This window comes from Propylenella binzhouense, assembly GCF_009866965.1.
Taxonomy (GTDB): Bacteria; Pseudomonadota; Alphaproteobacteria; order Rhizobiales; family Afifellaceae; genus Propylenella; species Propylenella binzhouense.
The window spans coordinates 1-10,891 of sequence record NZ_SPKJ01000117.1; the positions used below are offsets into that span (position 1 = coordinate 1).

Sequence of the window (10,891 nt, forward strand, 5' to 3'; positions counted from 1 at the left end):
CGCTCGGGATCGGCCTGCCGCGCGCGCCGCTCGCGAGCGCGGCCGAGGGCGAGACGGCATGGCTCTGGATGGGGCCGGACGAATGGATGCTGGTCGCGCCGCCGGCGGAAGGCGGCGGCAGGGCGGCGGCGGTCGGGGCGGCGCTCGGCGCCGTCCGGCACCAGCTCGTCGATGTCGGCGACTATTATGCCGTCATCGAGCTTGCCGGCCCGATGGCGCGCGATCTCCTCGCCAAGCTCACGACGCTCGACCTCCATCCGCGCGCGTTCCGGCCGGGCGCATGCGCCGGCTCCGTCTTCGGACGCGTCAACGCCCTGCTCTGGCTGAAGGGCGACGAGGGGCCGCCGGGCCCGGTCTTCTGGCTCTTCGTCCGCTGGTCCCACGCCGATTATCTCTGGTGCCTGCTCGCCGCCTGCGGCCGCGAATGGGGCATGCCGGAGGAAGTGCCGGTCAAGGGCGAGCCGCTCGTCGCACCGTGACCGACGCTGCCCCGCAAGCCGGTCCGCTGCGGCTTCGGGTTCGGTAGCGCTCGCCGCATCCGTCCCCCTCCCCCTCGTGGGGAGGGGGAAGGGGAAGGGGAAGGGGAAGGGGAAGGGGAGGGGTTCCCGGCCCCGAACCCGGTTCCGAACCCGGCTGCGGCGGCCTGCTCGCGGCGTCCGGGGTGGCCCGGCGACGCGGCGAACCGGCCGGTCCGCACCGGGAGGGAAAGGTCGTGCATGCCCCCACCCCAGCCCTCCCCCACGAGGGGGGAGGGAGCCTGCAGAGGCCGCCGGATGCCGGGTCCAGCCCGGCATGACGACAGGGCAAGCGGCGGAGCGCCGGAACAGAACAAGCGGCGCGGCGACGCACCGGAAACAACGGCAAGGCGCGGCGCTGCCGCGTCAGCTGCCGTAGCCGCCGCCGGTGGGCGTGCGGACGATCACGGCCTCGCCCGCCTCGAGCACGGTCTGGTCGCAGCCTTCGAGCGCTTCCAGCCGCCCGTCCAGGCGGCGGACGAAGGTGGCGCCGAGCTCGCCGGGCTCGCCGCCGAAGAGCCCGTGCGGCCGGACGCTGCGGTGGGAGGAGAGGATCGCGCAATCCATCCGCTCCAGGAACCGGATCGTGCGCAGGGTGCCGGAGCCCGCGCGCCAACGCCCGTGCCCGCCCGAGCCGCCGGACATGCCGGCGCCGGGTCCGCCGGCTCCGCCTGTCTCCCGCCATCCCGCCGGCCATTCGTCGGGCCGGTGCCGGATGTGGAAGTCCTCCAGCAGGACCGGGAAGCGCATCTCGAGCACCTCCGGGTCGGTCAGCCGCGAGTTCGTCATGTGGGTGTGGACGCCGTCGGTGCCGTCAAAGCCGGTGCCGTCGTTCATGATCCCCGCCGGCGAGCCCGAGCAGATCGTCTCGTAATATTGGTAGCGGTCGTTGCCGAAGGTGAGGTTGTTCATCGAGCCCTGCGCCGCGGCGAGGCTGCCGAGGGCGCCGAAGAGCGCGTTGGTCACGTGCTGGCTCGTCTCGACATTGCCGGCGACGACCGCGCGCGGATAGGCGGGCGCGAGCATCGAGCCGTCCGGGATCACGATGTCGATCGGCTCCAGGCAGCCGGCATTCATCGGGATGTTGCGCTCCACCATGACGCGGAAGACGTAGAGGACGGCCGCGCGCGTCACCGGAGCGGGAGCGTTGAAATTGTTCGGCTTCGCCTCGCTCGTGCCGGTGAAGTCGACCTTCGCCCGCCGGTTCGCCTTGTCGACGCTGATCCGCACGCGGATCGTCGAGCCCTGGTCCGTCGGATATTCGAACTCTGAATCCGACAGCGTCTCGATCACGCGGCGGACGCTCTCCGCCGCATTGTCGCGGACGTGCCGCATATAGGCCTGCACCACCTCCAGGCCGAACTGGCGCACCATCTTGCGGATCTCGGCCACCCCCTTCTCGTTCGCCGCGATCTGCGCCTTGAGGTCGGCGACGTTCTGCGCCGGGTTCCGGCAGGGGAAGGGGTGGTCGGTCAGGAGCTTCAAGAGCTCCGCCTCGCGGAAGCGGCCGCCCGCCGCGCCGTCGACCAGCTTGAAATTGTCGATGAGCACGCCTTCCTCGTCGACAATGGTGGCGCGCGGCGTCATCGAGCCGGGCGCCGCGCCGCCGACATCGGCATGGTGCCCGCGCGAGGCGACCCAGAAGAGGATCGTCCCGGGCTTCCCCTCGTCCTGGGGCGCCGGGGCGCCGGCCCCGGCCCCGAAAGGCGGGTGAGCGGCCCCTTCGTCGAAGACCGGCGTCACGACCGTGATGTCGGGAAGGTGCGTGCCGCCATTGTAGGGCGCGTTGAGCGCATAGACGTCGCCCGGCCGGATGTCCGGATTGAGGCGGCGGACGATGTCGACCGAACGGTCCATCGAGCCGAGATGGACCGGCATGTGCGGCGCGTTGGCGACGAGCGCGCCTTCCGCGTCGAAGAGCGCGCAGGAGAAGTCGAGCCGCTCCTTGATGTTCACCGAATAGGCGGTGTTCTGGAGCGTCACCCCCATCTGCTCCGCGATCGACATGAAGAGGTTGTTGAACACCTCGAGCATGACCGGGTCGGCCTTGGTTCCGATCGCGCTCGCGCGCGCCCGCGGGCTCGTGCGCCGCATCAGGATGTGGTCCTTCGCCGTCACCTCGGCGGACCAGCCGGGCTCGACCACGATCGTCTGGTGCGGCTCCATCACGAGCGCCGGGCCGGCGATGCGATGGCCCGGGGAAAGCCGGTCGCGCGGATAGACGCCGGCCTCGTGCCATTCGCCCTCGGAGAAGAAGCGCGTCGTCCGTTCGGGCGGGGGCGCACCCGCGGCGAGCGGATGGTCCGGCTCGGCGATGTCGGCGCCGCCGCCGACGCCCTCCACCTCGACCGCCTCGGCGACGAGCGGCTTCTCCTCGTAGACGAAGCCGAAGCGGGCGCGGTGCTCGGCCTCGAAGGCGGCGCGGACCGCCCCGGCGCCGCCGAAGGGGACGGGCAGCGCCATGTCGGTGCCGGCATAGCGGACATGGATGCGGGCCTGGACCTCGAACTCGCCGGCGGCGAGCCCCTGGCCCTCCAGCTCGGCGCGGACCTCGGCGGCGAGCGCGTCCCGGAGAGCGGCGAGCGCCGCCTCGGAGCCCGCCTCGAGGGGCAGCACCGCCGCGCGGCTGCGGTTCGCCCGGATGTCGGCGAGGCCCATGCCGTAGGCCGAGAGGACGCCGGAAAGGGGATGGATGTGGACCACCTCCATGCCGAGCCGGTCGGCGATCATCGCGGCGTGCTGGCCGCCGGCGCCGCCGAAGCAGGAGAGGGCGTAGCGGGTGACGTCGTAGCCGCGGGCGACCGAGATCGTCTTGATCGCGTTCGCCATGTTCTCGACCGCCACCTCCAGGAACCCGGCCGCGACCGCCTCCGGCGCCTTGCCGATCTCGGCGGCGAGCGTGGCGAACCGCGCCCGCACCACGTCGTCGTCGAGGCGCTGGTCCTGGTTCGGCCCGAAGATCGCGGGGAAGTGGACGGGCAGCAGCTTGCCGACCATGACGTTCGCGTCGGTCACGGTCAGCGGGCCGCCGCGGCGGTAGCAGGCCGGGCCCGGATCGGCGCCGGCCGAATCCGGGCCGACGCGGAAGCGGCCCGATTCGTAGTGGAGGATCGAGCCGCCCCCGGCCGCCACCGTGTGGATCTTCATCATGGGCGCGCGCATCCGCACGCCCGCGACCTCCGTCTCGAAGGCGCGTTCGAGCTCGCCGTCGAAATGGGAGACGTCGGTCGAGGTGCCGCCCATGTCGAAGCCGATGACGCGCGAGAAGCCGGCCATCCTTGCGGTCTCGGTCGCGCCGACCACGCCGCCGGCCGGACCGGAGAGGATCGCGTCCTTGCCCTTGAAGAGATGCGCGGCGGTGAGCCCGCCGGAGGACATCATGAACATGAGCCGGGGGGCTTCCGCGCCGGCATCGCCGGCATCGGCTGCAATGCCGAGATCGGCCGCGACCTCGGCCACGTAGCGCGCGAGGATCGGAGTCAGATACGCGTCGACGACGGTGGTGTCGCCGCGCCCGACGAGCTTCACGAGCGGCGAGACCTCGTGGCTGACGGAGACCTGGTCGAAGCCCATGGCGCGGGCGATCCGCGCGGCCTCGGCCTCGTGGGCCGGATGCGCCCAGGCATGCATGAAGACGATCGCGACCGACCTGAAGCCGTCCCCGGCCAGGCCGGCGAGCGTGCCGCGCACCGCCTCCGGGTCGATCGGCAGCTCGACGGTGCCGTCCGCCCGCACCCGCTCTGCAACCTCCTCGACCCGCTCGTAGAGGAGCTCCGGCAGCACGATCCTCTTCGCGAATATGTCCGGCCGTGCCTGGTAGCCGATCCGGAGCGCGTCCCGGAAGCCGCGGGTGACGAGCAGCGCGGTGCGCTCGCCCTTGCGCTCCAGCAGCGCGTTGGTGGCGACCGTCGTGCCCATCTTCACGGCGCCGATCCGCCCGGGCGGAACCGGCGCGCCGCTCGCCACGCCCAGAAAGCGGCGGATCGCCTCCACGGCGGCGTCGCGATAGGCGCCCGGATTCTCGGACAGGAGCTTCATCGCCGCGATGCGGCCATCCGGCGCGCGCGCCACGACATCGGTGAAGGTGCCGCCGCGATCGATCCAGAAGTCCCAAAGGGCGTCCGCCATCAAGCTCTCCGTCGCTCCCGCGAAGGGATAGCGGCGGCCGGCGGATTTGTCTTCTCCGTGCCGGGTCCGCTCGGCGCGCTCAGCGGGAGGGCGCGGCCTTCAGGCCGGCACCCGAAGCCGGCCTTCGCATGCCCCAAAGCTCCGTGGCGGCGAGCAGCGACCCGCCGAGCAGCAGCGGCACGAGGAAATAGACCACCCGGAACGCGATCAGCGCGCCGATGACCCGGCCGTCGCCGACGACCAGGGAAACGACATATTCGAGCACCCCGAGGCCGCCCGGGACATGCGCGACGATGACAGCGACCTGGCCGAGGACATAGGCCGCGACCGTCTGGAAGAAGGGCGCCGTCCCGATGAGGAAATAAAGGCTCGTGGCGGCGCAGGCGAAATTAGCCGTGCCGATCGCCACCTGCGCGAGCGCGAGCTTCGCGTCCGGCAGCGCGAACCGGTGGCCGCGCAGGACGATGCCGCCGCGGATCGTGGCGCAGGCGAGGACGTAGAGGGCCGCCGTGACGAGCATGGCGGCCCCGATCAGGCGCGCGGTGCCCGCCGGCAGGCCGGTCGCCTCGGTGCCGAATTTCGGGGCGGCGAGAAGGACGATGCCGGCGAGCACGCCGATGCCGATCGCCACCGTGGCGGCGCAGAAGAGGATCACGCGGGCGATCTCGGCGCCGCTCAGCCCGTAGCTCGAATAGAAGCGGTAGCGGAGGGTGCCGCTGCTCAGCGCGGCGATCCCGACATTGTGGCCGATCGAGAGCGCGACGAAGGAGGTGAGGGCGATCTTCCTGTAGGGCAGCGAGCGGCCGGCATAGCGGATGCCGAGCGCATCGAAGCCGGTCAGGCAGAGATAGCTCGCCGCGGCGAAGGCGACGGCGAGGAGGAGCGCCGAGCCCGGCATGCCGAAGATCGCCTCGGCCACGTCGGAGAGATCGTGGCCCTCGAAGGCGCGGGCGCCGAGCCAGAGCCCGAGCGGCAGCATCACGATCGGAACGAGCGGGGACAGTCTGCGCAGGTTCACCGGGTCGCCTTCCGTGCTTCACGGAAGGAAGCCCGCTCCGGCGCGTTCGTTCCCGCGCGTCGGGGCCGCCTTACGGGCGGCGCGCCCGCTCAGTCGCGGCGGCCCAGCTTGCGGAAGAGATCGGCGTTCCGGCAGAAGTCCGGCGGCTCCGCGTTCTGGTGCCCTTCCGCCAGCCAGCTCTCGCACTGCTTCTCGGCATTGCAGCCCGCGCAGGCGTGCACCGCCGCCCGGAGGTCTCGCCCGAGCAGGATCCCGCTCTCGCTCGAGAGGTCGACGCCGGTCTGGCGCATCATCTCGCCCATCAGGTGGCTGTGCCGGTTGGCTCGCTCGAAGATGCCCATCTGCTGTCTCCCTGCCTCGGGAGAAGCTGCCCGCCGCGTGTCCGCCCGTCTTTGATCCCGGTCAATCGCCGGCCCCTCGGCTGCCCGGGCGCGGAGCCGTCGGTTGCGGTCGCGGGCGCGTCGAGCCCGGTGGCGATTGCCTCCGCCTGGGGCGAACGAAGAGGTCGGGGTCAGGAGACCTTCGGGGTTCGTCGCGGAGCTGCAGTGAGACTCCGTTAACCACAAGCGGAACTATTGGCGCCCTCCGATGCTTACGTAAACGCTTTGCTCCAAGCCGGTGCGTTTCAGTTTCGCGAAGCAACGGACCGTGGGGATGTACTTGATGCGCAGGACCTATTCCGATTTCACGAGGCAGGTCGTCGCGGTGGCGGCGCTCTCGGCGCTCGCCGTGGCGGCGATGCTCGCAGCGGCCGGCTTCGCGAAGGCCGCCGATCTGCCGGGCGGTGCCGTCGTCGCGCCGGTCGTCTACCAGCCGGTGGCCGTTGCCTGCCCGGTTCCCCAGGAGCGGGTGATCTTCTTCGACAGGCGCGGTGTTCCGACGTCGCCGGCCCGCACGCCCTACTTCTACTGCGTCACGGGGACGATGCTGATGCCGGGCGACGTTCCTCCGCCGCCGGAATATTGCTGCCCGATCTGAGCCCGGGCCGCTCCGGCACCCGGTAGAGCGCGATCCGCATCGGGCTGAGAAGCGCGAGCCGGATGCGGGTCGCAAGCGGGAGCCTCACCGGCGCGAGCCCGTAGGCGCCGGCCAGCCGGTCGATGCCGCGCACCGCGCCGAAGACGCAGAGCGTTCCCGCGGCGTCGCTCCGGACGAGCCGCGACAGGACGCGGCCCATGATCTCCTCCCCGAACGGGTTGAAGAAGAACAGCACCGCCGGGCCTTCGGGCAGGACGGTCTCGGCCGCGTCCCGGTTCATCAGCGTGATAGCCCGCGCCTTCCGCAGCGCGCTCGGAAAGGCCGCCCTGTTCGCGAGCGCCGCCGCGTGAAGCTCCGCCGAATGCTCCACGCCGACGACCTCCTTGAACGGGCGCGTCGCCGCCTGCAGGACCACGCGTCCGCGGCCGGAGCCCATGTCGACGAGCGTGGTCTCGCCGGGCGCGATCGGAAGCGCATCGAGCACCCAGTCGAGCACGAGGCAGGGCGTCGGCGCGTAGTCGAAGCCGTGTTCGGCGCTTTCCCCGACCACCTCGTTCCGGCGAACCGGCGCATAGCCCGCGCTCGGCACCGCCTCCCAGGCGAGCCGCTTGCGGTCGGCAAGGATTGCGTGGGCCCGGATGAGCGCCGTCGTCCAGACATGCTCGAGCGAAGCGAGGAGGCCGCGCTCGCGCAGGAGACGGCAAAGGGTCGCCCAGTCCCGCGCCAGCCGGCTGGTTCTCGCGTTCCCGACGCTCGTGTCGACCATGGCGATCCCGTCGTTTCGATGAGAATTGAATGATTTTATCGCGCGGCCGGCGGGCGGCCGGCGATTCCTTTCCGTTTGGTTAAGGCTCAAGGCGGCGCTTCGGACTTGAAGGCGGTCGGAACCGCGACTACGCAGCCTCGGTCCCGCGACGGCCGCGCCCCGTTTCACGCAAGATCGCGGGGCTCGCGCCCGTCGTCCACCGCAGGAGCCGGGTGAGGCGTGGAAGGCATCGAGCATCAAAGCGGGCGCCCAATGTGGGGCACGTTCGTCGATCATGCGCGGCGGAATCCCGTCGGTACCACGCTTGTCCTCGCTCTTGCCTATGCGCTCGTCTTCGCGGCGCTGCGGCTCGCCTTCTCCGACAGCATCGCGACCGACGATTCGCAGGAGAACGTCTTCGCCCAGGTCTGGTCCTTGGGGTACCAGGCGCGGCAGCCGCCGCTCTATGTCTGGCTCCTGAAGCTCGTCCAGTCGGTGCTCGGCCCCGGCATCGAGGGCTTCGTGCTCGTCCGCTACCTGCTGATGGTGGCGTTCGCGGGTCTGGCGGCGGCGGTCGCCAGGCGGGTCGTGCGCGATCCGGCCTGGGCGGTCGCGTCGGCGGCCTCCTACGCGGCGATCTACCAGATCGGCTGGATGCAGCATCAGATGTTCACCCATACGGCCATGCTGATGGTGACGCTGACGGCGGGCATGCTCGCCTTCATGCGCTACGTGGAGGCCCCGTCGCTCGGCCGCGCCCTCGTCCTCGGCGCGGCGATCGGCCTCGGCGGGCTCTCCAAGCACAGCTACTGGATCTTTCCCGTCCTCCTCTGCCTCGTCGCGCTCCGCCGGCCGGCGATCAGGCATCGGCTGGACTGGCGGCATCTCGTCCTCGCGGCTTTCGTCGCGGCTCTGCTCTATTCGCCCTATGCGCTGTGGCTCGTCCAGGCGAAGGGCAGCGTCGCGGCCGAGGCGCAGGCGACGGTGCGCCACCTTGCCGGCTTCGGCGATCGGGTCGTCCGCGGGCTTCCGTCCGTCGCGGGCGCGGTGCTCGGCTTCCTGTTCCCGCTCCTCCTTCTCGTCGCCGCGATCGTGCCGCAATCCCTCGACCCGCGGCGACGCTCGCCGGTGCCGCCGCCCGGCCGTCCGGACTGGCTCCGCCTGCTCGGCGACCTCGCGGCGGCCGGCCTCGTCGTGCTCGTCGCGGCGCTCCTCCTCTTCGGCGTGGCCACCTTCAAGGAGCGGCACATGCATGCGCTCTTCCTGCTCGCGCCACTCTGGCTGATGGGGCGGGCCGGCGCGCTCGGAAGCAGTCGGCAGCGGACGATCCTCGTCGCCGCCTTCGGCGTCGTCGCGGCGGCGGCCGCTTTGGTGCGCACCGCGACCTTCCTCTATCCCGACCGGCCGTTCTGCACCCCGGTCTGCCGCGAGACGAAGCCCTATCGCGAACTCGGGCCGGCGCTGGCCGGTGCCGGCTACGGCGCCGCGACCCTCGTCGCGACCGAGAACGACCTTGCCGGAAATCTGCGGGCCCTGCTGCCCGGGGCCCGCGTCGTCTCGACGGCGCTGCCGATCGAGACGCTGCCGCCCGCTTCGCCGGGTGCCGCCTGCGTGCTCGTCTGGGAAAGCGCGCCGGAGCCGGTGCCGCCCCCACCGGATGTCGCCGCCCGGGCGATCCCGGGGGCGCCGGAAGGGGAGGTCTCCATCCCGTGGCGCTCTCCGCTGCGGGCCGACGGATGGCGAATGTCCGTCTACCGGTTCCGCCCGCTCGAGCCATCCGCCCCCGCCTGCATTCCGGGACGCTCCTGAGCGGGCGCGCGAGGCTTGACGCGGAATGCCTGTGGCGGGAGAACGCGGCGACCCCGGAGAGACGTCGGCCATGGCCCTGCAGGAAACCCGCAACACCAACCCGAAGAACCTCATCCCCGGCGCGACCGGCGACTGGGAGATGGTGATCGGGCTCGAAGTGCATGCGCAGGTCGCCTCGCGCTCCAAGCTCTTCTCCGGCGCCTCGACCGCATTCGGCGGCGAGCCGAACGAGAATGTCAGCCTCGTCGACGCCGCCATGCCGGGCATGCTGCCGGTCGTGAATGAGGAGTGCATCCGGCAGGCGATCCGCACCGGCCTCGGCCTCAAGGCTCGGATCAACAAGCGCTCCGTGTTCGCGCGGAAGAACTATTTCTATCCGGACCTGCCGCAGGGCTATCAGATCTCGCAGTACGACCAGCCGATCGTGGGGGAGGGCACCATCGTGGTGGAGGTCGGGCCGGACCGGGACGGCCGGTTCGAGGAGGTCCGGGTCGGCATCGAGCGCCTTCACCTCGAGCAGGACGCCGGCAAGTCGCTGCACGACCAGCATCCGACGATGAGCTATGTCGACCTCAACCGGTCCGGCGTGGCGCTGATGGAGATCGTCTCCAAGCCCGACATGCGCTCGGCCGACGAGGCCAAGGCCTACATCTCCAAGCTCCGCACCATCCTGCGCTATCTCGGCACGTCGGACGCCGACATGGAGAAGGGCAACCTCCGCGCCGACATCAACGTCTCCGTCCGGCGTCCGGGCGAGCCCTTCGGCACGCGCTGCGAGATCAAGAACGTCAATTCGATCCGGTTCGCCGGGCAGGCGATCGAATACGAGGCGCGGCGGCAGATCGGAATCCTGGAGGACGGCGGCACGATCGACCAGGAGACCCGGCTCTTCGATCCGGGCCGGGGCGAGACGCGCTCCATGCGCTCCAAGGAAGAGGCGCACGACTACCGCTATTTCCCGGATCCGGACCTGCTGCCGATCACTTTCGACGACGCCTATGTCGAGGCGATCGCGGCCACGCTGCCGGAGCTGCCGGATGCCAAGCGGGCGCGCTTCCAGGCCGAATACGGGCTCTCCGCCTATGACGCCGACGTGCTCGTCTCCGAACGCGAGGTCGCCAACTATTTCGAGGCGGTGGCCCGCGGCCGCGACGGCAAGCAGGCGGCCAACTGGGTCATCAACGAACTGCTCGGCGCGCTCAACCGGACCGGCCATGCGATCGAGGCGACGCCCGTCTTCGCGCATCAGCTCGGCGAGCTCATCGATCTCATCGCGGACGGCACGATCTCCGGCAAGATCGCCAAGGACGTGTTCGAGATCCTCCTCTCGGAAGGCGGCGAGCCGCGCCGGATCGTCGAGGAGCGCGGCCTGAAGCAGGTCACCGACACCGGCGCCATCGAAAGGCTCGTGGACGAGGTCGTCGCGGCCAATCCCGACAAGGTCGAGCAGGCCCGTGCGAAGCCCACCATGATCGGCTGGTTCGTCGGCCAGGTCATGAAGGCGAGCCAGGGCAAGGCCAATCCCCAGGCCGTCAACGCGCTCCTGAAGGCCCGGCTCGGCATCGAATGACGGGCGCCGTGCGGGCCTCGGAGCCGGCTTCGCCTTGAGCGCGCCCGGCGCGCCCGCCGACCGGCCGGCGGAAGCCGGGGCCGTGCGCGAGGACCGGCTCCTCGCGCTCGAGCGCCGCCGTCCGCTCG

Annotated in this window: 8 protein-coding genes; 4 read left to right on the forward strand and 4 right to left on the reverse strand. The window is 71.2% G+C overall.

Annotated elements, in window-relative coordinates; translation table 11 throughout:
• Positions 1-479: sarcosine oxidase subunit gamma (locus E4O86_RS20370; protein WP_205521003.1), on the forward strand; the 479-nt coding region annotated here is incomplete at its 5' end.
• A gap of 402 nt (positions 480-881) precedes the next feature.
• Here the strand turns inward: E4O86_RS20370 and E4O86_RS20375 are convergent.
• From E4O86_RS20375 to E4O86_RS20385, 3 genes are all read right to left on the reverse strand, one after another.
• On the reverse strand, positions 882-4,643 hold the full coding sequence (locus E4O86_RS20375; RefSeq protein WP_161142388.1) for a hydantoinase B/oxoprolinase family protein: 3,762 nt from the start codon (positions 4,641-4,643) through the stop codon (positions 882-884).
• A gap of 79 nt (positions 4,644-4,722) precedes the next feature.
• Positions 4,723-5,661, reverse strand: a complete 939-nt coding sequence (locus E4O86_RS20380) for a putative bifunctional lysylphosphatidylglycerol flippase/synthetase (RefSeq protein WP_161142389.1) — start codon at positions 5,659-5,661, stop codon at positions 4,723-4,725.
• Positions 5,662-5,750: 89 nt separating this feature from the next.
• Positions 5,751-6,002, reverse strand: a complete 252-nt coding sequence (locus E4O86_RS20385) for a DUF6455 family protein (RefSeq protein WP_161142390.1) — start codon at positions 6,000-6,002, stop codon at positions 5,751-5,753.
• Positions 6,003-6,324: 322 nt separating this feature from the next.
• Between E4O86_RS20385 and E4O86_RS23275 the strand changes: the two genes are divergently transcribed.
• Positions 6,325-6,639, forward strand: a complete 315-nt coding sequence (locus E4O86_RS23275; protein WP_205521004.1) for a hypothetical protein — start codon at positions 6,325-6,327, stop codon at positions 6,637-6,639.
• Here the strand turns inward: E4O86_RS23275 and E4O86_RS20390 are convergent.
• Complete coding sequence (locus E4O86_RS20390; RefSeq protein WP_161142391.1) at positions 6,575-7,405, reverse strand: class I SAM-dependent methyltransferase; 831 nt, start codon at positions 7,403-7,405, stop codon at positions 6,575-6,577. The two genes, E4O86_RS23275 and E4O86_RS20390, sit on opposite strands and share 65 nt — an antisense overlap.
• 252 nt (positions 7,406-7,657) lie before the next feature.
• Here E4O86_RS20390 and E4O86_RS20395 point away from each other — a divergent pair, with 252 nt between their 5' ends.
• Positions 7,658-9,193: an ArnT family glycosyltransferase gene (locus E4O86_RS20395; protein ID WP_161142392.1), complete on the forward strand. Its 1,536-nt coding sequence runs from the start codon at positions 7,658-7,660 to the stop codon at positions 9,191-9,193.
• Between the two features lie 70 nt (positions 9,194-9,263).
• On the forward strand, positions 9,264-10,763 hold the full coding sequence (gene gatB / locus E4O86_RS20400; protein WP_161142393.1) for an Asp-tRNA(Asn)/Glu-tRNA(Gln) amidotransferase subunit GatB: 1,500 nt from the start codon (positions 9,264-9,266) through the stop codon (positions 10,761-10,763).
• The last annotated feature ends 128 nt before the right edge of the window (positions 10,764-10,891 follow it).